The organism is Hymenobacter gummosus (assembly GCF_003970915.1).
Taxonomy (GTDB): domain Bacteria; phylum Bacteroidota; class Bacteroidia; order Cytophagales; family Hymenobacteraceae; genus Solirubrum; species Solirubrum gummosum.
In genome coordinates, this window is the sequence record NZ_RXOF01000014.1 from 116,299 (window position 1) to 140,547 (window position 24,249).

Here is a 24,249-nt window from a genome sequence, read left to right on the forward strand (position 1 = left end):
ACCCTGCCGCTGCGTACACCCGCCCGTATGCCCTGCCTCGCCTCCTCCGACCGTTATTCCATCCACCTGCCCGACGGCCACCGCTTTCCCATTGCCAAGTACGAGCTGATTCGGGAGCAGCTGCTGTGGCAGGGCATTGCCCGCCCCGAGGACATCTACGACCCCGGTTTCTGCGCCGAGGAGGACATTCTACGGGTGCACACGGCCGAGTACTGGGGCAAGGTCAAGGAGTTGCGCCTCTCCCCCGCCGAGGTGCGCCGCCTGGGCTTGCCGCAGAGCCCGGACCTGGTGCGGCGCAGCCTCTCGTCGGCGGCGGGCACGGTGCAGTCGGCCCTGAAGGCGCTGCGCGACGGTATCGGCCTGAGCCTGGCCGGGGGCACCCACCACGCCTTTGCCGACCGCGGCGAGGGGTTCTGCGTGCTCAACGACCTGGCCATCAGCGCGGCGCGGCTGCTGCACCAGGGGCAGGCCCGGCAGGTGCTCATCGTCGACCTCGACGTGCACCAGGGCGACGGCACGGCCAGTATTTTCCGGGATGAGCCGCGGGTGTTTACCTTCTCGATGCACGCCGGGGCCAACTACCCGCTGCGCAAGGAGCAGTCGGATCTGGACATCGAGCTGCCCTTGGGCATGCCGGACGAAGCCTACCTGCAAACCCTGCAGGATACGCTGCCGGGCCTGCTGGAGCGCGTGCAGCCCGATTTTGTGTTCTACCAGGCCGGCGTCGACGTGCTGGCCACCGACAAGCTGGGCAAGCTGGCCCTCACGCCCGCCGGCTGCCGGCAGCGCGACGAGCTGGTGCTGGGCCTCTGCCACCGCCTGGGCCTGCCGGTGGCCGTGAGCATGGGCGGCGGCTACTCCGAGCGTCTGGCCGACATCGTGAATGCCCACTGCCAGACCTTCGCCGTGGCCTACGAGCTGTGGGGGTAATGTTTGGTGGCTAGCACTGCTCCAGCACTGCCTTTTTGCGGGCGCTTGCAGCCGTAGCGCGGCGCCATGTTGGTAGACAAGTGCCCTCTGCTGGAGCGAAACGAGCCGTAGCGCAGCGGCATGGCTTCGCTGAGGTTGAGCTGCCGTTTACGTCCACGCGGCACCATTGCCATACCGCTGCGCTGCAGCTCGGGTGTACTGCGGCGGCAGTTCTACCAATATGGCGCCGCGCTGCGGCTGTAGGGCCAACACTCTCCGGCGGGTGGTTTCCGCTTCAAGGCTGCACGGGTAGCGGCGGCCCCAGCTGCTCGATGCCGTGAGCCAGGGCCAGAGCGGCCCGCTCAGCCGCAGTGCCCCGGGGCTGACCGCTGGCAATCCGGCGGAAATAGTCTTCGAGCTGACCGGCGGGCTGCACCCAGTACAGCAGCTTGCCGGTGGCGGTGAGCTGCGTCCAGGTATGCGGCACCTGGCGCGGCAGAAAGATGGTAGCCCCGGCCGTCAGCTCGTGCCGCTCCGGCCCCACCACAAACAGGTAGCGGCCCTCCACCACGTAGAATACCTCGTCCTGCGCCAGGTGGCGGTGCAGGCTGGGGCCGCCCTTGGCCAGCCCGGTGTACTCAAACAGGGCCACGGCCCCGCCCGTGTCGCGGCCCGAGATTTTGATGTCGTTGGGGCAGTTGTTAATGAGCGTCTTCTCCTGAAAGCGGCTCAGTGCGGGCGGCACCACGAAGGCGGGCGTGGCCGCCACCGGGCGCGCCAGGGCCAGTGCAGCGCGGGCGGGCAAGGCCGCGGCCGGGGCCGCCAGCAGGCCCGTGAGTAAAAAACGACGACGATTCATGGCAGGCCAGTTGGTTGGTGACAGCACAAACATGCACTGCTGCGCGGCCCGGCCGTTGGTAAAATCCGGACATTCTACTCGCCGCCGTCCGCGCGTTCAGCCCCAAAATGAAGCTGCTCGCTGGCCCGATGGCGCGCGTTGCCCGGCAGGGCGTGCTAGCCGGGCTGCGCTGCTGGCGCCAGCAAAACGTTTCGCCACGCGGCGGGTCGGCCGTCCGGCATCGACTTAGCCCTCAAACAAGCCGAACCGCCGCTCCGGCGCCTGGGTATCCTGCCGAAAAAACGCGCTGGGCGAACTGCCGGTGAAGGCGTGGTAATCCTTGGCCAGGTGCTGGTGGTCGTGGTAGCCGCAGGCCAGGGCCACGCTCAGCCAGTCAAAATCGGGGTGGGCGTTTTTGAAGCGAAAGGCGCGGTCGAAGCGGACGATGCGGGCGTACAGGTGGGGACTGACGCCGAGCCGCTCCGTGAACTGCCGCGTGAGCTGCCGCGGACTCAGGCAGGCGTAATCGGCCAGGGCAGTCAGGCTGAGGCCCGAACTGGCGGGGGCCAGCAGCAGCCGGGCGGCCGCATCGGCTGGCAGCGGGGCGGCGCAGCGCGGTAGCCGCGTCAGCAAAAAGGCCTCGATGTGCGGCAGCATTTCGGCCCAGGTAGCCATGCCGCTCAGCCGGGCATTTAGCGCCCGCATCTCGGCGCCCCACACGGCTTCGGCGTCGACGTAGGTATTGGTGAGCCGGGCCTGCGGAATACCCGTCAGCCGCCACAGCGCGCCGGGCTGCAGCACCACCTGCAGGGCCAGGAAAGTGCGCCCCACGTAGCGGTGGCTCACCACCGCGTGCTGCCCGATGAGCACCGCCCGCGGCTTGGGCCGACGCGCCGGGCCGCCGGGGTAGGCTATGTGCTCGGCGTCGCGCGGGTAAAAGGCCAGGCAGTGCTCGGGCCGGGGCGGGTAGGCTTTGAACGGCAGCGCCCCCGGCCCGGCAAAAGCAAATTCAATCACCTGAATCAGCCGCACCAGCTCCCGCAACGGCGCGCTGGGCGCAAGGTCGAGTAAGGTCATGGGGCCCGGGAAGATGTGAGCGGCCAGCCGCCGCCGACTGGTACCAAGATACTAGGCCGCAGCATAGTCCGGATTGCCAGAAAAAACGCTACCGCCGCCGGGCTGCCCCCGTGTTGCCAGGGTTCGGCGCCGCAGCCGGCGAATAAGGCCGCCGTACCTTTGCGGCGCCCTGTTACCATTCACATCGACGCCATGCCCCTGCCCCACTTCGAAGACTTCGATTCCTCCCGCACGCCCCAGCGGCAGCGCGGCCTGGCCCGCCCCGGCCAGCCCGCCGAGGCTGCCGGCACGCCCGCCCAGCAGGCGTTTCGGGAGGCCCTGGAGAAGGTCGAGAGCCTGCGCCTGCAGATTCAGGACCTGGAGCGGGAGCAGCGCGAGGCCAAGCACAAGTACTGGCGCCAAGTGGGCCCGCTGGCCGATGCCGTGGTGACGATTCGGCGCGCCCTGTTCGGCCCCCTGGAAATGGCCCTGACCACCGGCTACTTCAGCCGCCTGGAGGAGCAGCGCATCGAGGAGCTGCTGTGGCGTAATGCCCGGGCCCTGCAGCAGCGCTTCGGCGAGGAAGCCGACGACTTGCTGCGGCGCTACGCCCCGCAGCGGCCGGCGCCGAAGTTTGAGGACGATGATGAGCCGCAGGATTCGGCGCCCCGCAGCTCCACGGCCCATGACTTCGAGCCCCACCACGAGCACCACGCCCATCAGCGCGGCAAGCGCAAAAGCAAGGAGGAGCGCGAGCAGGAAGCCACCGCCCGCGCCCTGCGGGCCGACCAGCAGCGCCTGCAGGCCGGCACCAAGGCCGTGTACCGCCAGCTGGCCCGCGCCAACCACCCCGACCTGGAGCGCGACCCGGAAGTGGCCCGCCAGAAAACCGAGCGCATGCAGCGCGTCATCCGCGCCTACGAGGCCGACGATTTGCACGCCCTGCTGCAGCTGCTGGCCGAAAGCACCGCCCTCGACGCCGACCAGGAATCCGACGAGCTATTGCAGCGCTACGTGCGCGCCCTGCAGCAGCAGCAAAACGAGCTAAAGCTGCGCCTGCAGCAGCTGCGCTACGGCGACAAAAACGCTTTTTTCGGCACTGGCAAAAAGCAGGAAGCCGAGCTGCGCCAGATCAAGCGGGAGCTGCGCGCCGAAGCCGAGTACCTGGAGCTGGTGCAACAAGCCATTCAGGATTCCGCCGGCCTGCGGCAGCTGCTACGCGAGCTGGCCGACGCCGGACAGGAGGAAATCTGAGCCAAGCGGTGCAGCTGATAGTCATTGCCAGGAGGCAGGCTGAAGCAAGGACTGCCAGTGCTACCTCACCCCTGCAGGAACGCCGCCACCTGCCGAATTACGCCTTGGTCGCGCATGATCCTGTTGTGCCCCAGGCCGGTGGTCGGGTGAAACTCGATACCGGGCCAGCTGCGGGCAATGTCCCGGGCCTCGGCGAAAGGCACGGACTCGTCCTGGCAGTCGTGGAGCAGCAGCACGCGGGCGGCCCGCATCCGGGCGGCGGCCTGGGTCAGGCTGAAGCTTTCGGCGTCGCGGCCGGTCTGGGAGCGGATATACTCGCCCATGCGCTGCACCACGGCGGCGGGCAGGGCCAGCAAATCGGCGAAGCGCTGGGCCACGGCGGGCGTGCTGCCCGGCGCACTCATCAGCACCAGGCGCGGCAATTCGCCCGCGGCGCGGCGGTTGAACTGCACCGGCAGCCCGGCCGTAGTGGCCGCCCCGAACGAGTGGCCCACCACGCCCCAGGCCTCGCCCAGGTAATCGGCCACGGCCTGGGTGGCGCGGCCAAACTCGGGCAGGGTGGTCATGCGGCCGGGCGAGTCGCCGTGGGCCGGGCCGTCGAAGGCCACCACGCGGAAGCCGGCCCGCACCAGGCCGTCGGCAAACACGCCCCAGAAGGCGGCGCGGTGCTCCCAGCCGTGCACCAGCAGCACCGTGCGCCGGCCGGCGGGGTTCCACTCGTACGCCGCCAGCGCCCCGCCCTCGAAGGGCACCCGGAAGGCCCGGGCCGTGGCCAGGGCGGCGTCTTCCCACTTCTTGCGCGGCAGCCGGCGCGGGGTGCAAAACAGGCGCCAGGCCGACCGAAACGCCCATTCCGTCGATACGGCCGCCAGCAGGCGGTACTTCAGGCGCACCCAGCCGATGCCGGGTGGCTCGGCGTAACGAAACTCGGTGGGCGCGGCGGGCAGCGGCTCCTGCCGGGCCGGCCATTGGTAAGCGGGCGAAAAGGTATTCACCATAACGGTAGCGGTGAAGGTGACCAGGAAAACGGGCATACCGCCGACGGGGGCGGCAATCGGCCCGGCGGCCCCGAACCCGGGCGCCGGGGCTCGGAATCAGGCTTGGGCCGGCGGCAGCAGCTCGGTGCGCAGCTGCCGCAGGATGTAGTGAAACTGCTCTTCGCCGTGCACCCGCGCCACCTGCAGGGAGCCGGCCAGCGTGGTCAGCACCTGGGCGGCCTTGCTGAACGGGTGGCCCGCGAACTGCAGGGAGCCGTCGGTGCGGCCGGCGGCCAGCACCCCGGCCAGCCAGTGCGTCAGCTCCCCGCTGAAGGTGCGCAGCTCCTGCTGCATCACGGCGGGCAGGGTCAGAAAATCGGCGGCCAGGGCCCCGAACAGGCATACCTGCGGTCCGTGGGCGGCGCGGTGGCGGTACACGTCGAGCAGGGCTTCCAGCTGCTGCGGGGGCGTCAGCTCGGTTACGCGCGGCAGGTCGCGCCACTTGCGCAGGCGCCGCAGCTGCCGCTGCACGATGGCCGCGCCCAGCTCCTCCTTGCTGGGGTAGTGGTAGTGAATGGCGGCCGGCTTCACGCCCAAATCCTTGGCAATGTGCTGGTAGCTGAAGGCATTGAAGCCGCGGGCCAGCAGCAGCTCCTCGGCTAGGTTGAGGATGCGCGTACGGGTGTCGAAAGCGGTGGCGGGGGCAGCAGGTGACATGGTGACGCAAGGATACTTACTTAGTAGTAAGTAAGCAAATAAATTATTGCCTAGTGCCCCGGCTCGTACTTAGCTTACCCGCCTCTTCCCCGATCCGTATGCACCTCGCCTTTCCCGCCGAAGCCGTCATTTTCCTGCTGATGGGCCTGTTTTTCATAGGCGCCTCGCTTTACGGCCGCCGGCTGCGCCGCGCCCGGCAGCAGCGCGGCCAGCTGGCCGACGCCACCATCGTGGCCCTAACGCCCTCGCGCCGCCTGTTCACGCCCAAGGTTCGTTTTGTCACCGCCGCCGGTCAAACCGTGGAAATCGAAACTGAAACGGCCGCCGACCCGGGCCAGTACGCCGTGGGGCAGACGGTGCAAGTGCTGTACGATACGGCCAACCCCGAAAACGCCGACCTCGCCGGCAGCCCGCCCGACAGCTACGGGTTCGGCCTGGTTATCGGGCTGCTGTTCGCAGCCGTCGGCCTGCTGCAGATGCTGGGCATCGTGCCGGTATTCGAGCAGTACGCGCACTAAGCGCAGGGCGGAAGTATTGTACCAGTCAGCTTATAGCAAAACAGCCGTGGCGCGAAGCATGCCTCCGCGCCACGGCTGTTCGTTGCTGTGCCGGCCGAACCTAGTCCGCGAAGTGGTAGAGGAACGTCACCACGCCGGTGTAAGCGGGCTTTTTCTGGTCCTTGATTTCCAGCGTCACGTCAATCTGAGCCTTGGCAATGCCGCGCAGGTTTTTCACCGACATCAGCCGGGTGCGCAGGCGCACGTCGCTGCCGGCGGGCACGGCCTGGTTGAAGCGCAGGCTCTCGATTTCGTAGTTCACCTGCATTTTCAGGTTCTCGATGCGCACAATCTGCCCCCACAGGTAGGGCAGCAAGGACACCGTGAGGTAGCCGTGGGCAATGGTGCCGCCGAAGGGCGACTCCGTGCGGGCGCGCTCCGCGTCGAGGTGAATCCACTGGTAATCCAGGGTGGCTTCGGCGAAGCGGCTGATTTGCTCCTGCGTGATGGTGAAGTAGGCCGATACGCCTAGCTCCTGGCCCTGAAGCTGTTCCAGTTCGGCCAGGCTGCGGATGGTGAGAAGACTCATGGGTTGGTGAGGAGGCGGCCGCCCCGCGGAGCGGCCCGGGAGAAAGTGGAACGGGCCGCCAAGATATTAGTCCTGCTCCTTATCGAGCCGGTTCAGCAGCTCCTCCACCTGTCGCTCCAGCCGGCTCACGCGCTCCTCCAGGGCCGAGGGCGGCCGCAGGTGGGTGGTAAACACGGCTTTCACCTCCCAGATTTCCAGGGCCTGCCCGAGGTCAAATTCCTGGGCGCCGTAGTCGGGGTTGTCGGCGCGCAGCTTGAGCTGCTGCTCGCCCAGGCGCTCCACCAGGCGGCGCACCAGCAACCGGCTCGGGGTGACGAAGGCGTAGATGCGGCCCGCGCGCAGGTTGGGCTCGGCGCGGTCGAGGCGGCGGCAGAGCACCACGTCCTGGTGGCGCAGGCCCTGCTGCTGGTGCTGCATTTCGGCTCCTTGGATTTCGAACGCGCGCGTGACCGGGCCCAGCGCGTGCGGAAACGTGAGGGCCGGCAGCGCATCCACGAAGCTCTTGTCGTGGTAGTGCACGATGTACTCTAGCAGGCGGTCGGCACGCACGAAGGGCGTGAGGGCGGCCGATTGGTCGGCGCGGGCTACGGGGCTGGCCTCGGGGGCCGGGGCAGCCTGCAAATCCTGCTGAAAGATGTCGAAGCCGTAAAGGTCGTTTACGGTCAGTTCTTTCGTTAGTAGCAGGTCAACGGAGAGGCCAAAATGCTGAGCAATCTGGATTAGCGTCTCCATTTTGGGCTCGGAGCGGCCCTCTTCGTAAGCGCCCACGCTGGGCCGGGCCAGGCCAAACAGTTCCGCAAAAGCCGCCTGGCTCAGCTTCTTAACCGTACGAATCTTGCGGATGTTGTTGCCGATATAGGACATTAGTCCGAAAAATTTTTACGCTCAAACTTTGAGCATAGCCAAAACTTTCAGTATTCTTGTACCGTAAAGCTACAAGGAATCCGGCTAGCCGCTTCTAACTGGCGCTGATAATTTGAGCACTGCTACAAACGCTGCCCTTCCGCATCTGCCTATGGCCAACTCCTACTTCGCTACCATTCACCGCCACCTGCTCACCCTGGGGTTCGACATCCGCCACGCCGACGAAACGGACGGCATTCTGGTAGTCGACAACCCGGAAATGGGCATCCGCAACCTGGTGCTGGGCTGCGGCGACCCGCTCCTGATTCTGGAGCAGTACCTGCTGGAGCTGCCGGCGCCCTCCTGCGAGGTGTACCAGCGCCTGCTGACCAAAAACCGCGACATCATCCACGGCGCCTTCGCCCTCGACGAGTCGGGCCGCAAGGTTATCTTCCGCGACACGCTGCAGATTGAGACGCTGGACATGTCGGAGCTGGAAGCCGTGCTGAACTCGCTCAGCCTGCTGCTCACCGAGTTTTCCGACGAGCTGATCGGGTTTAGTAGGGGCCTGGGGGCTTAGGGTCTTGGTGTCGTTCCGCCTCACCTCCACTCCCGCAGCTGTTCCCATCCCCAGCTTTATTATCCTGTTCATTTTCAACGCATCGGCTCCTGGCACTTTAGATTGGCTCAACCAAGCCCCTAAGACCCCAAGCCCCTAAGACCCCAAAAGCCATGAACATCTTCGCCCGCCTCTTCAAAATCGGCCAGGCCGAAACGCATTCGGCCATCGACCAGCTGGAAGACCCCATCAAAATGACCGAGCAGGGCCTGCGCGACCTGCGCCAGGACCTCGACAAGAGCCTGCACGCCCTGGCCGAAGTGAAGGCCATGGCCATCCGCAGCCGCAACGAGGCCGAGGGCTTCCGCGCCAAGGCGCTTGACTACGAAAACAAGGCCGTGCTGCTGCTGCAGCGCGCCCACAAGGGCGACCTTAACGCTGCCGAGGCCGACCGCCTGGCCAGCGAAGCGTTGGTGAAAAAAGGCGAGAACGAAGCCCACGCCACCCGCGCCGGCGAGGACCAGCAGAAGTTTGAAGCCTCCGCCGGGCAGCTGGACCAGAACGTGCAGACGCTCAAGCAGACCATCAGCCAGTGGGACAACGAGCTGAAAACGCTCAAGGCCCGCGCCGCCGTCAGCTCGGCCACCAAGACCATCAACAAGCAGCTGGCCCAGCTCGATTCCTCGGGCACGGTGGCCCTGCTGGAGCGCATGAAGGAGAAAGTGGCCGTGGAAGAAGCCCTGGCCGAGTCGTACGGGCAGATTGCGCAGGAAAGCAAGAGCATCGACCAGGAAATCGACAAGGCCCTGCAGACCAGCGCCGGCGGGCAAGCCGCGGCCGACCTGCAGGCCCTGAAGCAGAAGCTGGGCCTGACCGGCGCCCCTGACCAGCCCCAGCAGTAATTTCCGCCCCCTTCCGCCTTTCCCAGCTATGAAAGCTCCTTTTAGCCGCCACGAAAAGAATCTGCTGCTGATTGCTGCGGCGCTGCTGTTCGTCAGCAACTTCGCGCGCTTCGGCCACTGGTCGCATTCCAGCGTGGCCCCGACGCTGGTGCTCTTCGGCCTGACCTTCGGCATTGCCGCCATTGCGCAGTACCACAAGCGCACCAAGGCCGCCCCCCAGCCCCCGCAAACGCCGCCGCCCGGCCCGCCCCAACGGCCTTAACCAGTCGGGACGGGCGGCCCGGCAGGGTGGCCCGCGCCGCCTACGCTTTCGGCCCGTGGCAATCTGCTTACCTTCAAGCTGCCCCCGTTATGCCCATGACCGAACTTTTACAAGCTGCCCTTTCCCCGCCCAATCTGCCGGCCACCGGCCTGCTTATCTTCGTGCTGCTCTACTGGCTCACGGTTATCGTCGGCCTGCTCGATTTCAAGACTTTAGACATTGATGTGGACGCCGACGGGCACCACGACGTCGGCCACGAAGCCCACATGGGCGTGAGCTGGCTCAACCACGCGCTGGCCTTTTTCAACCTGGGGCGGGTGCCGCTGATGGTGTTTCTGAGCTTCGTGGCCCTGCCGCTGTGGGTGGGCAGCATCCTCGCCAATCACTACACCGGCAACCGCTCCTGGCTGCTGGGCCTGCTCTTCGCCGTGCCCCTGTTTATCGGCAGCCTGCTGGTGGCCAAGGTGCTGACCACGCCCTTCGTGCACCTGTTTGCCACCCTCGAAAAAGACCACGCCGACCACACCAACCCGGTGGGCAAAATCTGCACGGTGCTGCTGCCCACTACCCGGGAGCGGCTGGGCCAGGCGGCGGTGCGCACCGGCGAAGTAGCCCTGACCTTGAACGTGCGCGCCGCCTCGGCCGCCACCGAGCTGCGCAAGGGCGACACGGCCCTGGTCATCGATTACGACGCGGCCGGGCGCTGCTACCTCATCGAGCCCTATGAACTATCTTAAAACCGCCATCCGTGCCAGAACCATCCAAGCTTCCTGAGTGGCCAGAAACAGTGCTGCTGATCATCGAAATGTTGCTGACCCTACTGGAAAGCCTTGGGTAGCCTGGCAGTTGTACCGCCCACAAGCGTCCCGACTGCCCCACCAACTGTACTTAAACCTCCCCTCTCTCTGACCTCACTCCTACTCCTTATGCCTGCCCAACTTTCGCTGGCCGTACTCGTCATTCTCGGCCTCTTTTTACTCGGCATCATTGCCATCATTGCCCGCATGTACCACAAGGCCGCGCAGGGCGAGGCGCTGGTGCGCACCGGCATGGGCGACACCAAAGTGTCGTTCTCGGGCATCTTCGTGGTGCCCATCCTGCACCGGCTCGAAACGATGGACATCAAGCTGAAAACCATCGTCATCGGTCGGGCCGGCAAGGAAGGGCTGGTGTGCAAGGACAACCTGCGGGCCGACGTGAAGGTGAACTTCTTCGTGCGCGTCAACAAAACCCACGAGGACGTGATGAACGTGGCCCAGAGCATCGGCGCGCACCGGGCTTCGGACCCCGCGGCGCTGGAAAACCTGTTCGACGCCAAGTTCTCGGAAGCGCTGAAAACGGTGGGCAAGCACTTCGACTTCATCGAGCTGTACAACTCCCGGGAGCAGTTCAAGCAGGAAATCGTGCGCATCATCGGCACCGACCTGAACGGCTACGTGCTCGACGACTGCGCCATCGACTACCTGGAGCAAACCCCGCTCAACGCCCTGAACCACGACAACATCCTCGACGCGGAAGGCATCAAGAAGATTATAGCCCTGACCTCGGAACAGAAGATTCAGGCCAACAACATCGAGCGGGAAACGCAGAAGACCATCAAGAAGCAGGACGTCGAGGCCCAGGAAACCATTCTGCAGCTGGAAAAGCAACTGCTGGAAAACCAGGAAAAGCAGCGCCGCGAGGTAGCCAGCATCAAGGCCCGCGAAACCGCCGAAATTGCCAAAGTGCAGCAGGAAGAGCTGCTCAAATCGGAACGCGCCCGCCTGGCTACCGAGGAAGAGGTGCGGGTGGCCGAGCAAAACCGCGACCGGCAAATCCTGGTGGCCGAGCGCAACAAGCAACGCACCGACGCGGTGGAAACCGAGCGGGTGGCCCAGGCCAAAGCCCTCGAAATCAACGAGCGGGAGCGGATTGTGGCCCTGGCGCAGATTGAGAAGGACAAGGCCGTGGAAGAGGAGCGCAAGAACATTCAGGCCATCATCCGGGAGCGGATTGCGGTGGAAAAAGCCACCGTGCAGGAGGAGGAGCGCATCAAGGACACCCGCGCCCAGGCCCAGGCCGAGCGCGACAAGCTGGTAGCCATTACGGCCGCCAAGCAGGCTGCCGAAGCCGCTACGGTGAATACCGTGGGCGAGGCCGACATGGCCCGGCAGGCCGCCGAGCTGCGCGCCAAGCAGGCCCTCATCGACGCCGAAGCCGAGAAGGCCACGGCCGAGTTCAAGGCCCAGGCCATCCGCACCCTGGCCGAAGCCGAAGCCTCGAAAGCCACGGCCGTGGGCCTGGCCGAAGCCCAGGTGATGCAGGCCAAAGCCACCGCCCGCCAGAAAGAAGGCGAAACCCAGGCCACCGTGCTGCAGCTTACCGCTTCCGCCGAAGCCCAGGCCATCCAGGCCAAAGCCGCCGCCCAGGCCGAAGCCGACGAGAAGCTCGGCATCGTGGCGGCCAAGGTCAACCGCGAAAAGGCCATGGTCGACGTGGAAGTTATCGACGCCATGGCCGACGCCCAGCAGAAGAAAGGGCTGGCCGAGGTGCGCGTAAACGAGGAGAAGTTCGCGGTGGAGGCCAAGGGCATCGAGGCCAAGGCCGACGCCATGAAGAAGCTCGACGGCGTGGGCAAGGAGCACGAGGAATTCAAGCTGCGCCTGGCCAAGGACCAGGCCGTGGAGCTGGCCGAAATCAACATCCAGAAGGACATTGCGGCGGCCCAGTCGGGCGTCATTGCCGAGGCCCTGAAAGCGGCCAAAATCGACATCGTGGGCGGCGAAACGATGTTCTTCGACCAGATCATCGGCTCCATCACCAAGGGCAAGAGCATCGACCGGGCCGTGGGCAACTCCCAGGTGCTGACTTCGGTGAAGGACACCTTCTTCGCGGCCGACGGCGGCGGGGACTTCAAAACCAACATTACCCGCTTTATCAACCAGTTCGGGCTCAAGTCGGAGGACGTGCGCAACCTGACCATCTCGGCCCTGCTGCTGAAGCTGCTGAACAAGGCCGGCGACGAGGCTACCCGCAGCACCATCACCCAGCTGGCCAGCACGGCCCAGATGCTGGGGATTGGGGAGGCGAAGGTGAGTTCGTTGAACTAAGCTAAAACTAGCTCCCCTCCTCAGCTGAGGAGGGGTTGGGGGTGGTTGAAAGGCTAGAGCTAGAAAGCTAAAGGCTAGATGACGTTCAGGCGACTTTCAACCACCCCTAGCCCCTCCTCAGCTGAGGAGGGGAACTAGCCGTAGCGCTAATTTTTAGATTATATCCTTATGCCTGATACCGAACACATCCACAACCTCGGCCACAAGAAGGACGCGCGGCGGCAACTGCGCAACCACGCTACCACGGCCGAAGCCCTACTTTGGCGGGGACTGCAGCGCAGCCAGCTGGTTGGCCGCAAATTCCGCCGCCAACATAGCATCGGGCCGTACATCGTCGATTTCTACTGCCCGAGTGAGAAGCTGGTAGTAGAGTTAGACGGCGCGGCGCACTTCACTGCCAGCGGTGGGGCGTATGATGCGGAGCGTACAGCTTATCTGAATGGCCTCGGGTTGCGGGTGCTGCGGTTCGGGAATCGATTCGTCTTGCAACAAGCTGACAATGTATTAGCCGCGATTCAGGCGGCCTTTATTCTGGTTGCCGATAACGGGCAACGATTATCAACCACCCCTAGCCCCTCCTCAGCTGAGGAGGGGAACTAGTTTCTAGCCCTAGCTTCGCCTTTCAGGCTCCTGCCTCTCATGGAACAAACCGCCGCGCCCCAACTCGAAACCGGCACCTACGAAATCCTGCGCAACCGCCTCAGCAAGGGCGGGGCCGAGCTGCGCCTGCGGCTGGATAAGCTCAATACCGAGCGAAAGAAAGTCTTCGGCGCGCTGGACTGGCAGCTGCTGGGCACCGGGCGCATCACCACCGAGCACAACTGCGTGCCCATGGACATGGTGGCCCTGGGCGACAAATTCCTGTTCGGCTTCAACGTGCTGCTGGGCCTCAAAACCGAGGTGGAGCTGACCGATATTTTCGGGGTGTACCAGTACCAGCGGCCGGAGTTTCACCCGCTGGGCGTGGAATTGCTCAATGATAAGGCCTTTACCGAGGAGCTGCGCAACCTGTACAAGTACTACAAGAAGACGCGCTTCGTGAAGTTTGCCCAGCGTGGGGAGCACCTGTTCATGGTGTTTCGGGTGGGCAAGACGGCCAGCGACATCAAGACCTTCAAGTGGCTGGTGCAGGGCCAGACGCTGACCTACCTCGACAACCGCTCCGACCACGAGTACACCTTCCCGCCCCAGCACGAGTTCAGCTGGAAGCGCGCCACGCGGGATATGCACCGGGCCGGCAAGCACCCGCACATCAGCATCGAGGACAAGGTGTTTGTGGAGACGGTGGGCGGGGATTTGACCATCAAAGTCGAGGACAACACCAAGACCGGGCAGGGCATCTACGCCGAGCCCGTCGACAACAAGGACCAGACCCTGGACGACGCCGAAATCCACTACGCGGTGGTCGGCCAGCTGGTGCTCTTAAAGATTCGGCCCTATCAGGAGCAGCAGTTCCGCTACTTTCTCTACAACACCAAGCTGCGCCAGGCCCAGCGCCTCGATGCCCTGGCCGACGCCTGCGTGCTGCTGCCCGACGGCCACGGGCTGATTTTCCCGCACGGCTACTACCTGCAGACCGGCGACGGGAAGCAATTCGACCAGGTGCCGCCGGAGCTGGTGTTTGAGAAGCGCGTGGCGGCCCCCAACGGCGAGGATTTCCTGTACGTGTTCTTCCAGAAGGACAACGGCCTGTACCTGCTCCTCTTCTACAACCTCATCAGCCAGAAAGTGGCCGCGCCCATCGTTTGCCACGGCTACGCCTTGTTCGAGAACGGGGAGCTGTGCTACTTCCGCGCCGACGAGGAGCCCAAGAAGCACCACACCGTGCAGATCTGGCAGACGCCCTACACGGCCCCCGACTTCCAGCTGCCCGCCGCTCAGGACGGCTACCTGGGCAAGCTCGGCAACAAGGAAATCGTGCGGGCCATGGCCGAGGCCCAGGAAGTGCTGACGCTCATCGGCAAGGACGACTCCTACACCGGCCTCTACCTCGACCTGATCCGCCGCACCACCTCCCTTACCGACTCCTACCACTGGCTAACCGAGCCCGGCGCCGAGAAGCTGGCCGAGCCCCTGCAGGAAATCCGCCAGGCCGCCACCGCCGCCGTGGAGGAGTTCGACAAGGTGCAGCGCATCCGCCGTAGCACCCAGGAGCAAACCCAGCAGACGCTCGGCCGCGCCCAGGAGCTGCGCGAGCAAATCAAGCGCAGCGCCGATGCTACCGAAGTGCAGGCCTACGTGCAGCAGCTGGCCGACTTGCGCCAGGTGCGCGGGCAGGTCATTTCGCTGAAAGAGCTGCGCTACGTGGACGCGCCGGCCGTGGACCGTGCCGCCGAGGAATTGCAGGGCCTCTCGCAGGAAGTGGCCCAGCGCACGGTGGATTTCCTCTTGCGCGACGACGCCCTTACCCCGTACGCGGACCGTGTGCAGGCCCTGGGCGCGGGCATCGAGCAGCTGCCGACGGTGACGGAGGCCAACAAGCTGGAACAGGAGCTGAACGGGGTGGCCGCCGAGCTGGAGCTGCTCATCGACGTGGTGGGCAACCTGCCCATTGCCGACCCGACGCAGACCACCCGCATCATCGACAATATTTCGGGCATCTACGCGGGCTTCAACCAGCTGCGCGCCGCCCTCAAGCGCCGCCGCCAGACCCTGGCCGGCTCGGAGGCCCAGGCCGAGTTTGCCGCCCAGCTCAAGCTGCTCGAACAGTCGCTGGTGAACTACCTGGACCTTTCGGACACGCCCGCCAAGTGCGACGAATACCTCTCGCGCCTGATGGTGCAGCTGGAGGAGCTGGAGGGCAAGTTTCCGGAGTTCGACCAGTTTCTGAGCCAGTTGGCCTCGCGCCGCGAAGAAGCCTACGAAGCCTTCGAGGCCCGCAAGCAAAGCCTGGTGGCCGCCCGCAACCAGCGCGCCACGGCCCTGCTGCAAGCCGCCGAGCGGATGCTCAAAGCCGTGCACGGCCGGGTGAGCAAGCTGCCCAGCATTGCCGAAATCAACAGCTACTTCGCCGCCGACCTGATGGTGGAAAAGGTGCGCCGCACCGTGGACGAGCTGCTGGCCCTGGGCGACGCGGTGAAGGCCGACGACCTCCAGTCCCGCCTGAAAACCGTGCGCGAAGACGCCGTGCGCCAGCTCAAGGACCGCGCCGACCTCTTCACCGACGGCGGCCAAGCCGTGCGCTTCGGCCCGTACACGTTCAGCGTCAACACCCAGCCGCTGGAGCTGACCCTGGTGCTGCGCGACGGGGTGCTGCACTACCACCTCACCGGCACCAACTTCTTCCGCCCCGTCGAGAGCGAAGCCGTGCAGCAGGCGCGGCCCGTGTGGGAGCAGACGCTGCCCTCGGAAAACCACGATGTGTACCGCGCCGAGTTCCTGGCCGACCACCTGCTGCGCGCTGCCCAGCACCCCCAGCCCGCCACCGACGGCGCCCCCGCCGTGCTGTCCGTTGCCGAGCTAGAACGCCTCAGCTCCGCCGAGCTGCTCGGCTACGTGCAGCAGCACATGGCCCCGCGCTACGCCGAGGGCTACCTCAAAGGCGTGCACGACCACGACGCGGCCCTGATCCTGGCGGCCCTGGTGCGCCTGACCCGCACCGCCGGCCTGCTGCGCTACCCCGCCGACACCCGCGCCGCCGCCGCGCTCTACTGGCACCGCTTCGCCCCGACTGAGCAGAAAGCCCACTGGCAGCGCCAGATTCAGGGCCTCGCGCTGCTGCTGCAGGTTTTCCCCAACGCCCAGGAAACCGGCCAGCTCACCGCCGAGCTGCAGGTCGCCATTGAGCAATTTGCGCGGCAAACCAGCCTGTTTACTCCGGCCGAAGTAGCCGAAGCCGGCGAATACTTACTGTACGAATTGATTCAGCAGAGCAGCGCCGCCCCACTTACCGCGCCGCCCGCCGTCGGCAGCAGCCAGAGCGGGCTGGTCGAGGGCCGGGGCAGCATCCCCGTGGAGCAGGCCCAGCAGCTGCAACCGACGCCCTTCACCGCGTCCGCCGAAGCGGCCGACCTGTACGACGCCTTCCAGAAGCAGCTCAAGGAACGCCGCGCCGGTGAAACCTTCGAAGCCTCAGTAGCCGCGCTGAACCAGCAGCCGACCGCGCAGTTCCAGCTGATTCGGCAGTGGCTGCAGGCCTTCCGGCAGCAAACCGCCAGCCCCGCTCCCGACACCTACCGCGACGAAGCTGCCGTCTTGCTCGCCACCGGCGGCTACGCGCCGGATAAAGTAGTCCGCACGCCGCTGACCGAAGTGCTGCCCGACATGCGCGGCAACCACGCCCGCCTCACGACAAACAACGAAAAACAAACAACGAACTACGAACTAGATTTTCCGCAGTTCCGCCGCCGGCTGCACCAGTACCGCACGCACACGCTGCCGCAGTTTGAAGCCTACCAGACGCTGAAAAAGCAGCTGCTCCAGCAAGCCGCCGAAGACATGCGCCTGGACGATTTCCGCCCCCGCGTGCTGACTTCCTTCGTGCGCAACCAGCTTATCGACCAGGTGTACCTGCCGCTCATCGGGGCCAACCTGGCCAAGCAGATTGGTACCGCGGGCGAAGGCAAGCGCACCGACCTGATGGGCCTGCTGCTGCTGATTTCGCCGCCGGGCTACGGCAAAACGACGCTGCTGGAGTACGTGGCCAACCGCCTGGGCCTGATTTTCATGAAAATCAACGGGCCGGCCATCGGGCACGCGGTGACCAGCGTGGACCCCGGCCAGGCCCCGAATGCGGGCGCCCGGCAGGAGCTGGAGAAGCTGAACTTGGCCTTCGAGATGGGCGACAACGTGATGATTTACGTCGACGACATCCAGCACTGCCACCCGGAGTTTCTGCAGAAGTTCATCTCGCTCTGCGACGCCCAGCGCAAAATCGAGGGCGTGTACCAGGGCCGCAGCCGCACCTACGACTTCCGCGGCCGCAAGGTGTGCGTGGTCATGGCCGGCAACCCCTACACCGAAACCGGCGAGGTGTTCAAGCTGCCCGACATGCTGGCCAACCGCGCCGACATCTACAACCTGGGCGACGTGCTCACGGCCGGCTCGGAGGAAGCCTTCCGCCGCTCCTACCTCGAAAACGCCCTCACCAGCCACCCCACCCTGGCCCGCCTCGCCGCCCAGGCCCCGCAGGACGTACCCACCCTGCTGCGCCTGGCCGAAACCGGCTCGGCCGAGGGCCTGAGCTTCGAGGGCAACCACGCCCCCGAAGACCTCAACGAGTACGTGGCCGTGCTGCGCCAGCTGCTGCGCCTGCGCGACGTGGTGGCCCGCGTCAACGCCGCCTACATCAGCTCCGCCGCCCAGGCCGACGCCTACCGCACCGAACCGCCGTTCAAGCTCCAGGGCTCCTACCGCAACATGAACAAGCTGGCCGAAAAGGTCCGCCCGGTGATGAACGACGCGGAAATCGAACAGCTGCTGGCTTCCCACTACGAAAGCGAGGCCCAGACCCTGACCAGCGCCACCGAAGCCAACCTGCTCAAGCTGCGCGAGCTGCTGGGCTGGCTCACGCCCGAACAGGCGCAGCGCTGGCAGCAGATCAAGCAGACCTACCAGGAAAACCTGCGCAACTCCGGCGCCGGCCAGCTGCTGCAGATGCTCGACAAGCTGGAAAGCATTGCCGGCGGGCTGAGCGGGATTCGGGAGGCGCTGAAAGGGTAGCTATGGAGAAGGCCGATTGGATCTTTATCGGGCTCATGTTGTTTGGAGCCGTTTTGGTCACTGTTTCCCTTCTGCGAAAGCAGCTCCATAGCAGACTAGAGCAGGAAGGTCGGACGGCGGAAGGCACAGTTATCAGCATTGAATACGTCAGTACCCGCTCGGCTCATTATCACCCCGTAGTCAGGTATTGGACGCCTGAGCAGGAATGGATAACTGCCACCGCCATCTTTGGCACTCAATTTCCTCGTTTTCGGGAGGGCGACACTGTTAAGGTTCGTTATGATCCGGCCGAACCGACTAGCTTCACCGTGGAGGGCGCAGACTCTGGCGCAACGGCTTGGGTGTCCTTGTTCTTTGGTATCGGTATTATGTTCTATGCCTTCTTGCTGTACTTTCATCTGCTTTAGCTCTAGCTTATAAAAGCTGCCAGTAAAAGCTCGAAACCACCCATGTCCCTGCACCCGCTGACCGGCACCAATGCCCTCGTCTTCGCCCTCGGCCTGGGCCTGGTGCTGGCCGGCGCCCACTTGCTGCTGCACAGCAGCCAGCTGCGCCGCCGGGGCCGCCACACCTGGGGCACGGTCACCGATGCGACGCCGGCTGGCAGCCAGGTCACCTTTCAGATTCCGGACGGTGCAACGGTAACGGTGGCCTCGCGCTACCGCTTGGCCCCGGGCCGCGCCGTACCGCTCTATTACGCCCCCGAGCAGCCCGCCGACTTTGCCATCGATAGTCCGCTTTACCGCTGGGGTCCTTATTTTCTGCTTGCTCTGGGCCTGGGTATTATTCCCCTGGCCTGGCTGCTGTAATCCCCGGCTACTGGCCGGTGCGCAGTTGCGGCGCCGGCCAGTAGCCTCCCCCAAGCAACCACCGCCCGAAACGTCGATGCCCGTCGCTACGCCCCATTTTTCGGAAACCAGCTTTTCCGCGGCGCCCCTGCTGGTGCTTGGCAGTCTGCTGCTGGGCGTGGCCGCCCTGCAGTGGCGGCACCGGACCCGCATACGGCAAACCGGCCAGCGCACCACCGGCACTATCATCCGCCTGGAAACCGATGCCAGAGATGATCATGAATACTTCTATCCGGTGGTGGAGTTCGAGCACCCCCAGGGCGTCCTAACCCAACGCTACGTCTGGGGCGCTGCCGGCTCCGCCAGCTACACCGTCGGGCAGTCGGTAATCGTCTTTTACGACCCCGCCCGGCCCACCGTATTCGTGCTGGGCACCGTCCGGGCCGAGCCCACAACCTGGCTGCTGGCGCTGATGGGCCTGGGCCTGCTGCTCGGCGGCATCTGCGTGCTCAGCGCCGCCTAGCCGGATTCCTTTACATCATTCCATATCCTGCTTATGTCCCCAGTTCCCCTGCCCGAGCGACTAGCGTTTATCGGTATCGGGCTGGCCCTGATGGGCCTGGGCTACTCCCTGCGCCGGCAGTACCGCCGCCTGCGCCGGCACGGCACGCTGGCCACCGGCACCGTCGTCGACCACGACGACGCGCCCGTTGTGCAGTTTGGCCTGCCCGATGGGCGCCTGCTGAAAGTAAAGCCCGCCTACGGCCCCAGCGGCCACCACCGCGTCCTTGGCGAGGCCGTCACGCTCTACTACAACCCCGACGATCCGCAGGACTTCGTGCTCAATACCGCCGAGCACGCCATGATGCCCCACTTTTACCTGCTCTTCGGACTGCTGTTCGTGCTCGGCGGCCTGCTGGCCCCGCTCACGGACTAGCCGGCTGCTCCAGCCGCTGAACTTGCCCCCTGATTCCGACGGGCGGCGCCCATCAGGCCCTATTTTTGACGGGTTATCCGCCGAGCTTAATTCTCCGTCTATGCCCCTACGCTTACCCGGCTTTATATTCCTGCTCCTGCTACTTTTCGGCCTGTGGCACCGCCCGGCCGCCGCCCAGGCTCCGCCCTTCGACCTGGCCGTGCGCCTGGGTGCCCCGCTGGTGGCGGCCCAGGCTAGCAGCTTCACGCGGGTTACCGATGTGGCCGTGGATGCGGCCGGCAACAGCTACGTGACGGGCTACTATTCCGGGAGCGTGCAGCTGGGGCGCACCAACTTTATTACCATCAGCGGCGCCAACGAAATGTTCGTGAGCAAGCTCGATGCGGCCGGTAACGTGCTCTGGTCCCAGGTCGGCGGGAGCTTCAACGCGCATGTAGCCAGCTACGGCCTGGCCCTCGACGCGGCCGGCAACCTCTACGTGGCGGGGCAGTTTCTGAGCCCCACTGCCCTCTTCGGCAACACCACGCTGGTCAACGCCGACCCCACCGGCGCCTCCGGCGACGTATTCGTGGGCAAGCTCAATTCCACCGGCATCTGGCAATGGGCCGTGCGGGCCGGGGGCCCGGGCGCCGACCAGGCCCGCGACCTGGCCGTCGACGCGGCGGGCACCGTGTACGTGACCGGGCACTTCGCCAGCCCCCGCCCGGCTTTTGGCAGCACGGTGCTCGTCAATGCCCAAGCCCCCCGCACCGACGCTTTTGCCGCCCAGCTCGACGCCCAGGGCCAGTGGCGCTGGGCCGTGCGCGCCGGCGGCACCGGCGCCGACGAAGGCACCGCCGTGGCCGTCGATGCCCGGGGCAACGCCTACTTCACGGGCTCCTTCGGCGGCAGCAGCGCCGGCTTCGGCCCGGTCACGCTCACCCAGAGTGGCGTCAGCGCGGCCTTCGTGGCCAGCCTCGACGCCGGCGGCACCTACCGCTGGGCCGTAAGCGGGGGCGGCAACAGCAGCGCGGCCTTCGATGGCGGCCACGGCATAGCGGTGAATGCGGCCGGCGGCGTCTTCGCCACCGGACGCTTCCAGAGCAGCCCCGCCCGCTTCGGCCCCACCACCCTCACCAACGCCGGCAGCAACGACGTGTACGTGGCCAAGCTCGATGACCAGGGCCGCTGGCTCTGGACCAGCAGCGGCGGCGGCCCCGGCTCCGACGTTGGCAAAAGCGTGGTGCCCGACGCCTACGGCGGGGTGTACCTGGCCGGCATCTTTGATAGTCCGAGCGCCGTGCTGGGCGCCACCGCCCTCAGCAACACCGGCCTCCACTACGACGTGCTGGCCGCCCGCCTCGACGCCCAGGGCCACTGGCGCTGGGCCCGCAGCGGCGGCGGCAACAACCACGACGACCTCAGCGGCCTGGCCGTGGACGCGCAGGCCAACCTGTACCTGGGCGGCATCTACGAAAGTCCCAGCATCAGCTTCGGCCCGTTTACCCTGCCCGGTCAGCCCCAGCTGTTCAATGCTTCCGGCTTCCTGGCCCGCCCGGCCGCCACCAACACCGCCGTTATCCTCGGCGACTCCCTGCTCTGCGGGGGCGGACCGGTGCAGCTCACGGCCGGCGGCTCGGCCGGGGCCACGGGCTACCTCTGGAGCACCGGGGCTACCACCAGCAGCATCAGCGTCACCCAGCCGGGCCTATACTCGGTTACCGTCAGCTACGGCGCCGGCCCCAGCAGCACGGCCCAGTTCCGGGTGCGCCCCTTTGCCGGCCCCGCCGCCGTCAGCATCAGCGGCGACTCCCTGCTGTGCCCCGGCGCGGCGGCCCTGCTGACGGCTACGGCCCCGGGCAGCCCCAGCTACCTGTGGAGCACCGGCGCCACCACGCCCACGCTCAGCGTCACGCAGCCGGGCACCTACTCCGTCACCGTGCGCTACGGCGGGGGCTGCTCGGCCACGGCCCAGTACGCGGTGCGCGCCCTCAGCCTGCGCATTCAGCAATCTGGCGGTTTCTGCGTGCCGGGTAGGTCCGTCGGGCTGCAGGCGGTGGCGCCCGGGGCCACCGGCTACCAGTGGAGCACCGGGGCCACCAGCGCCTACGTCAGCGTGCTGCAGCCGGGCCGCTACTCGGTTACGGCCACCTTTGGCAACGGCTGCCAGCTCAGCGCCTCCACCACCCTTACCCGCCTCGACGCCCTCATCCAGGGCGACACCACTCTCTGCCCCGGCCAGACCGTCACGCTCACGGCCAGCCTGCCGGGAGGCGCTGGCGCCCTCACTCCATCGTGGAGCACCGGGGTAGTTGCCCCCAGCATCGTGGTCAGCCAGCCCGGCGTGTACTCCGTGCTTATCCCGTACGGGCCGGCCAACTGCGCCGCTACCGGCCAGATCCGGGTGCGGGCGGGTGAGCCCCTGCCCTTCTTCACCCTCGGGCCCGATACCACCATCTGCGAAAACGACGAGCTGCTGCTGCGCGCCCCCAGCCTCAACGTCGCCGGCACCCTGCGCTGGTCGGATGGCTCCACCGGCCCCACCCTGCGCGTGGGCGCCGCGGGCCGCTACAGCCTGGCCATCACCAACGCCTGCGGCGTCAGCATCGCCTACCGCCAGGTGGAGCGGCGCAGCTGCGTGTTCATTCCCAACGTCGTCACCCCCAACGGCGACGGGCAGAACGACCAGTTTGCCCCCCAGCAGCTGCCGCCCGGCCCCTGGACGCTGGAAGTGTACTCGCGCTGGGGCCAGCAGGTGTTCCGCAGCCCCGACTACCGCAATTCCTGGGGCCCCGATGCCGCGCCCGGGGTGTACTACTACCTGCTGCGCCAGGCCGGCACCGCCCGCAGCTACAAGGGCTGGGTGGAAGTGGTGCGCTGAGCCTCGGAAAGCCCTTCGGTTTGCTTCGCCCAAACACAGCCCCGCCCCTGATTCCGGCCAGAATCAGGGGCGGGCTTATAATTGGACAGGCTGCCTGGCCGCTTACTTGGCCTGCGCAATCCGGTTGTTCGTTCCCAGGTTATTGATAGTTGGGGTGGGGCCCCGCCAGGTTACCACGTTGTTGTCGCCGGTGACCTGGATGGACTCCACGTTTTCCAGCGTCACCACGTTGGTGTTGCCGATGATGTAAAACTCCTTGGCCTTGCCCGTAAACGTGGCCTGGTTGGCGTCTCCGGCAATCTGGATGTCCTGGCCGTCGACCTTGCGCGTCTGCACGGAGTTGTTGCCGGTGATGTAGATGCCCTCCCCGTCCTGGGCGCTGACCACGGAGCTGTTGCCTTCGTCGGTGATGGAAACGCCCGGCGTGGCTGCCGCAGAAGCGGGGGGCTTCTTTGGGCGCCGTAGCTACTTCGGTGGTGGCGGGCTGCTCCTGGGAGCAGGCGCCCAGCCCGGCCCCCAGGGCCAGCAGCAGCAGGGCGGTTGGTTTGCTTAGCATAGTGCGGTGTGGTGGTTGGCTGCCCTGTTCCTACGGCTGGCCAGCCCGGCGGTTTGCCCGGGCCCCGCGCCGCTGCCCGCCCCCTGGGCTCAGAGCTCAAACGTCTCGCAGTGGAGCACCGTGGGCTCCAGCAAATACTGCGCATCCGCCGGGTAGTAGCGCGCCCGCTCGTGCTGCTCCCCCGCGAAGCCCTTGATGCTCGCGTAACTGTCCCAGCGCGTGATGGTCCAGAAGTGGCACACGTCCCCTTCCAGGCGCCGCAGCACCTGCACGCCCAGGTTACCGGGCGTGTTTTTATAGTCGGCAATGCCGGACTGCTGCAGGTACTGCAGGTAGGCGTCGGCGTGGTGGGCAGCCGTAGTACCGTGCCAGATGCGGGTAATGACGGTGGGCATAAGCGTGTATTGTTATGGCCGAAAGGGCCGGCATCTAAACCAACTACTCCGTCCCGTACCGCTCGTTTATGTCCCTCCACATTCGGATAGTACGCAGCGTGAAAGCGACCATGTTAGGCGCGCCCATCATATCCTCATGCGTCCAGACGTAATCATTCCGTTCCTCATCAAACATCTCTTCGGGGTCATACCAGTCGTGACTGATGGCATACACCACCGTATTAGCCGGGTCGTCCAGGCTAATAAAGTGCCCACCTCCGCCTGCATCGTTGCCGATGCAAAACTTGCCCCGCAGTGGCCCCTCCCGTTTAGGAATGCCATATAGCCGATTGATTTCGATAAGCCAGGCTGCATCGGTAGCCACGCCCAGCCAGTCTTGTCCCGGCTCACCAGAAACTTCCCGCAGCTGCCGGATCAGCTCCTGCTCCGTGAGGTGAAACGCGCGGTAGTGCGCGGGCAGCACCACGTCTAATTCCTGCTCTAACCGGTCTAAATCAGCCGCGCTGAGGTAATGCATCGGTTGCGGGTTAATTCAGCGCGTAAGCTAAGCCTATTTCCTC

Annotated in this window: 25 protein-coding genes; 16 read left to right on the forward strand and 9 right to left on the reverse strand. The window is 65.8% G+C overall.

Annotated features, from left to right (window positions below; genetic code table 11):
- Positions 1-27 precede the first annotated feature (27 nt).
- Positions 28-930, forward strand: a complete 903-nt coding sequence (locus EJV47_RS20855; RefSeq protein WP_126695143.1) for a histone deacetylase family protein — start codon at positions 28-30, stop codon at positions 928-930.
- Between the two features lie 274 nt (positions 931-1,204).
- On the opposite strand, the gene EJV47_RS20860 is transcribed toward EJV47_RS20855, so the two are convergent.
- Together EJV47_RS20860 and EJV47_RS20865 are read right to left on the reverse strand one after the other, a co-directional pair.
- Positions 1,205-1,768 carry a cupin domain-containing protein gene (locus EJV47_RS20860; protein ID WP_126695144.1) on the reverse strand — a complete coding sequence of 188 codons (564 nt, stop codon included), beginning with the start codon at positions 1,766-1,768 and terminating at the stop codon, positions 1,205-1,207.
- Between the two features lie 225 nt (positions 1,769-1,993).
- Entirely contained in the window at positions 1,994-2,824 is an 831-nt protein-coding gene (locus EJV47_RS20865; protein ID WP_126695145.1) for an AraC family transcriptional regulator, read from the reverse strand.
- A gap of 192 nt (positions 2,825-3,016) precedes the next feature.
- On the opposite strand from EJV47_RS20865, the gene EJV47_RS20870 reads away from it, so the two are divergent.
- On the forward strand, positions 3,017-4,057 hold the full coding sequence (locus EJV47_RS20870; protein ID WP_126695146.1) for a hypothetical protein: 1,041 nt from the start codon (positions 3,017-3,019) through the stop codon (positions 4,055-4,057).
- Between the two features lie 65 nt (positions 4,058-4,122).
- On the opposite strand, the gene EJV47_RS20875 is transcribed toward EJV47_RS20870, so the two are convergent.
- Positions 4,123-5,091: an alpha/beta fold hydrolase gene (locus EJV47_RS20875; protein ID WP_126695147.1), complete on the reverse strand. Its 969-nt coding sequence runs from the start codon at positions 5,089-5,091 to the stop codon at positions 4,123-4,125.
- Positions 5,092-5,151: 60 nt separating this feature from the next.
- Positions 5,152-5,751, reverse strand: a complete 600-nt coding sequence (locus EJV47_RS20880) for a TetR/AcrR family transcriptional regulator (RefSeq protein WP_126695148.1) — start codon at positions 5,749-5,751, stop codon at positions 5,152-5,154.
- Between the two features lie 98 nt (positions 5,752-5,849).
- Here EJV47_RS20880 and EJV47_RS20885 point away from each other — a divergent pair, with 98 nt between their 5' ends.
- Positions 5,850-6,269: a DUF3592 domain-containing protein gene (locus EJV47_RS20885; RefSeq protein WP_126695149.1), complete on the forward strand. Its 420-nt coding sequence runs from the start codon at positions 5,850-5,852 to the stop codon at positions 6,267-6,269.
- Between the two features lie 100 nt (positions 6,270-6,369).
- Here the strand turns inward: EJV47_RS20885 and EJV47_RS20890 are convergent, their stop codons facing one another.
- Together EJV47_RS20890 and EJV47_RS20895 are read right to left on the reverse strand one after the other, a co-directional pair.
- Positions 6,370-6,837 (reverse strand): MaoC family dehydratase, encoded by a 468-nt coding sequence (locus EJV47_RS20890; protein WP_126695150.1) that lies wholly within the window; start codon positions 6,835-6,837, stop codon positions 6,370-6,372.
- A 66-nt stretch (positions 6,838-6,903) separates the two neighbouring features.
- Positions 6,904-7,701 carry a LexA family transcriptional regulator gene (locus EJV47_RS20895; protein WP_126695151.1) on the reverse strand — a complete coding sequence of 266 codons (798 nt, stop codon included), beginning with the start codon at positions 7,699-7,701 and terminating at the stop codon, positions 6,904-6,906.
- A 151-nt stretch (positions 7,702-7,852) separates the two neighbouring features.
- On the opposite strand from EJV47_RS20895, the gene EJV47_RS20900 reads away from it, so the two are divergent.
- The 12 genes from EJV47_RS20900 (at position 7,853) to EJV47_RS20955 (ending at position 22,738) form a co-directional block, all read left to right on the forward strand.
- Positions 7,853-8,260 (forward strand): YbjN domain-containing protein, encoded by a 408-nt coding sequence (locus EJV47_RS20900; protein ID WP_126695152.1) that lies wholly within the window; start codon positions 7,853-7,855, stop codon positions 8,258-8,260.
- Between the two features lie 152 nt (positions 8,261-8,412).
- Positions 8,413-9,141, forward strand: coding sequence for a PspA/IM30 family protein (locus EJV47_RS20905; protein WP_126695153.1), 729 nt, complete (start codon positions 8,413-8,415; stop codon positions 9,139-9,141).
- A 28-nt stretch (positions 9,142-9,169) separates the two neighbouring features.
- Positions 9,170-9,403: a hypothetical protein gene (locus tag EJV47_RS20910; protein WP_126695154.1), complete on the forward strand. Its 234-nt coding sequence runs from the start codon at positions 9,170-9,172 to the stop codon at positions 9,401-9,403.
- Positions 9,404-9,498: 95 nt separating this feature from the next.
- Entirely contained in the window at positions 9,499-10,140 is a 642-nt protein-coding gene (locus EJV47_RS20915; protein ID WP_165903856.1) for an OB-fold-containig protein, read from the forward strand.
- 189 nt (positions 10,141-10,329) lie between these two features.
- Positions 10,330-12,492 carry a flotillin family protein gene (locus EJV47_RS20920; protein WP_165903857.1) on the forward strand — a complete coding sequence of 721 codons (2,163 nt, stop codon included), beginning with the start codon at positions 10,330-10,332 and terminating at the stop codon, positions 12,490-12,492.
- Positions 12,493-12,660: 168 nt separating this feature from the next.
- Positions 12,661-13,092: an endonuclease domain-containing protein gene (locus tag EJV47_RS20925; protein WP_126695156.1), complete on the forward strand. Its 432-nt coding sequence runs from the start codon at positions 12,661-12,663 to the stop codon at positions 13,090-13,092.
- Between the two features lie 39 nt (positions 13,093-13,131).
- The gene (locus EJV47_RS20930) at positions 13,132-18,153 is read left to right on the forward strand and encodes a DNA repair ATPase (protein WP_126695157.1); all 5,022 of its coding nucleotides are present in this window, start codon (positions 13,132-13,134) and stop codon (positions 18,151-18,153) included.
- Positions 18,154-18,155: 2 nt separating this feature from the next.
- Entirely contained in the window at positions 18,156-18,560 is a 405-nt protein-coding gene (locus tag EJV47_RS20935) for a DUF3592 domain-containing protein (RefSeq protein ID WP_126695158.1), read from the forward strand.
- A gap of 42 nt (positions 18,561-18,602) precedes the next feature.
- On the forward strand, positions 18,603-18,962 hold the full coding sequence (locus EJV47_RS20940) for a DUF3592 domain-containing protein (protein WP_126695159.1): 360 nt from the start codon (positions 18,603-18,605) through the stop codon (positions 18,960-18,962).
- Between the two features lie 76 nt (positions 18,963-19,038).
- A complete protein-coding gene (locus EJV47_RS20945; RefSeq protein WP_126695160.1) occupies positions 19,039-19,464 on the forward strand; it encodes a DUF3592 domain-containing protein in 426 nt (141 codons plus the stop codon).
- Positions 19,465-19,497: 33 nt separating this feature from the next.
- Entirely contained in the window at positions 19,498-19,878 is a 381-nt protein-coding gene (locus tag EJV47_RS20950) for a DUF3592 domain-containing protein (protein WP_126695161.1), read from the forward strand.
- Between the two features lie 100 nt (positions 19,879-19,978).
- A complete protein-coding gene (locus EJV47_RS20955; RefSeq protein ID WP_126695162.1) occupies positions 19,979-22,738 on the forward strand; it encodes a T9SS type B sorting domain-containing protein in 2,760 nt (919 codons plus the stop codon).
- Positions 22,739-22,840: 102 nt separating this feature from the next.
- Here the strand turns inward: EJV47_RS20955 and EJV47_RS20960 are convergent, their stop codons facing one another.
- Positions 22,841-23,125, reverse strand: a complete 285-nt coding sequence (locus EJV47_RS20960) for a DUF3060 domain-containing protein (RefSeq protein ID WP_165903858.1) — start codon at positions 23,123-23,125, stop codon at positions 22,841-22,843.
- Between EJV47_RS20960 and EJV47_RS20965 the strand changes: the two genes are divergently transcribed.
- Positions 23,097-23,291: a hypothetical protein gene (locus tag EJV47_RS20965; RefSeq protein WP_126695164.1), complete on the forward strand. Its 195-nt coding sequence runs from the start codon at positions 23,097-23,099 to the stop codon at positions 23,289-23,291. The two genes, EJV47_RS20960 and EJV47_RS20965, sit on opposite strands and share 29 nt — an antisense overlap.
- Before the next feature lie 92 nt (positions 23,292-23,383).
- On the opposite strand, the gene EJV47_RS20970 is transcribed toward EJV47_RS20965, so the two are convergent.
- Together EJV47_RS20970 and EJV47_RS20975 are read right to left on the reverse strand one after the other, a co-directional pair.
- Positions 23,384-23,689, reverse strand: a complete 306-nt coding sequence (locus EJV47_RS20970) for an antibiotic biosynthesis monooxygenase family protein (RefSeq protein ID WP_126695165.1) — start codon at positions 23,687-23,689, stop codon at positions 23,384-23,386.
- A gap of 43 nt (positions 23,690-23,732) precedes the next feature.
- Entirely contained in the window at positions 23,733-24,206 is a 474-nt protein-coding gene (locus EJV47_RS20975; RefSeq protein WP_126695166.1) for an SMI1/KNR4 family protein, read from the reverse strand.
- Between the last annotated feature and the right edge of the window lie 43 nt (positions 24,207-24,249).

What these genes read in the sequence shown, in the direction of transcription:
- EJV47_RS20855 (WP_126695143.1), top strand. Translation starts at nt 28, where the DNA reads ATGCCCTGCCTCGCCTCCTCCGACCGTTATTCCATCCACCTGCCCGAC.
- EJV47_RS20860 (WP_126695144.1), bottom strand. Translation starts at nt 1,768, where the DNA reads ATGAATCGTCGTCGTTTTTTACTCACGGGCCTGCTGGCGGCCCCGGCC.
- EJV47_RS20865 (WP_126695145.1), bottom strand. Translation starts at nt 2,824, where the DNA reads ATGACCTTACTCGACCTTGCGCCCAGCGCGCCGTTGCGGGAGCTGGTG.
- EJV47_RS20870 (WP_126695146.1), top strand. Translation starts at nt 3,017, where the DNA reads ATGCCCCTGCCCCACTTCGAAGACTTCGATTCCTCCCGCACGCCCCAG.
- EJV47_RS20875 (WP_126695147.1), bottom strand. Translation starts at nt 5,091, where the DNA reads ATGCCCGTTTTCCTGGTCACCTTCACCGCTACCGTTATGGTGAATACC.
- EJV47_RS20880 (WP_126695148.1), bottom strand. Translation starts at nt 5,751, where the DNA reads ATGTCACCTGCTGCCCCCGCCACCGCTTTCGACACCCGTACGCGCATC.
- EJV47_RS20885 (WP_126695149.1), top strand. Translation starts at nt 5,850, where the DNA reads ATGCACCTCGCCTTTCCCGCCGAAGCCGTCATTTTCCTGCTGATGGGC.
- EJV47_RS20890 (WP_126695150.1), bottom strand. Translation starts at nt 6,837, where the DNA reads ATGAGTCTTCTCACCATCCGCAGCCTGGCCGAACTGGAACAGCTTCAG.
- EJV47_RS20895 (WP_126695151.1), bottom strand. Translation starts at nt 7,701, where the DNA reads ATGTCCTATATCGGCAACAACATCCGCAAGATTCGTACGGTTAAGAAG.
- EJV47_RS20900 (WP_126695152.1), top strand. Translation starts at nt 7,853, where the DNA reads ATGGCCAACTCCTACTTCGCTACCATTCACCGCCACCTGCTCACCCTG.
- EJV47_RS20905 (WP_126695153.1), top strand. Translation starts at nt 8,413, where the DNA reads ATGAACATCTTCGCCCGCCTCTTCAAAATCGGCCAGGCCGAAACGCAT.
- EJV47_RS20910 (WP_126695154.1), top strand. Translation starts at nt 9,170, where the DNA reads ATGAAAGCTCCTTTTAGCCGCCACGAAAAGAATCTGCTGCTGATTGCT.
- EJV47_RS20915 (WP_165903856.1), top strand. Translation starts at nt 9,499, where the DNA reads ATGACCGAACTTTTACAAGCTGCCCTTTCCCCGCCCAATCTGCCGGCC.
- EJV47_RS20920 (WP_165903857.1), top strand. Translation starts at nt 10,330, where the DNA reads ATGCCTGCCCAACTTTCGCTGGCCGTACTCGTCATTCTCGGCCTCTTT.
- EJV47_RS20925 (WP_126695156.1), top strand. Translation starts at nt 12,661, where the DNA reads ATGCCTGATACCGAACACATCCACAACCTCGGCCACAAGAAGGACGCG.
- EJV47_RS20930 (WP_126695157.1), top strand. Translation starts at nt 13,132, where the DNA reads ATGGAACAAACCGCCGCGCCCCAACTCGAAACCGGCACCTACGAAATC.
- EJV47_RS20935 (WP_126695158.1), top strand. Translation starts at nt 18,156, where the DNA reads ATGGAGAAGGCCGATTGGATCTTTATCGGGCTCATGTTGTTTGGAGCC.
- EJV47_RS20940 (WP_126695159.1), top strand. Translation starts at nt 18,603, where the DNA reads ATGTCCCTGCACCCGCTGACCGGCACCAATGCCCTCGTCTTCGCCCTC.
- EJV47_RS20945 (WP_126695160.1), top strand. Translation starts at nt 19,039, where the DNA reads ATGCCCGTCGCTACGCCCCATTTTTCGGAAACCAGCTTTTCCGCGGCG.
- EJV47_RS20950 (WP_126695161.1), top strand. Translation starts at nt 19,498, where the DNA reads ATGTCCCCAGTTCCCCTGCCCGAGCGACTAGCGTTTATCGGTATCGGG.
- EJV47_RS20955 (WP_126695162.1), top strand. Translation starts at nt 19,979, where the DNA reads ATGCCCCTACGCTTACCCGGCTTTATATTCCTGCTCCTGCTACTTTTC.
- EJV47_RS20965 (WP_126695164.1), top strand. Translation starts at nt 23,097, where the DNA reads ATGCCCTCCCCGTCCTGGGCGCTGACCACGGAGCTGTTGCCTTCGTCG.
- EJV47_RS20970 (WP_126695165.1), bottom strand. Translation starts at nt 23,689, where the DNA reads ATGCCCACCGTCATTACCCGCATCTGGCACGGTACTACGGCTGCCCAC.
- EJV47_RS20975 (WP_126695166.1), bottom strand. Translation starts at nt 24,206, where the DNA reads ATGCATTACCTCAGCGCGGCTGATTTAGACCGGTTAGAGCAGGAATTA.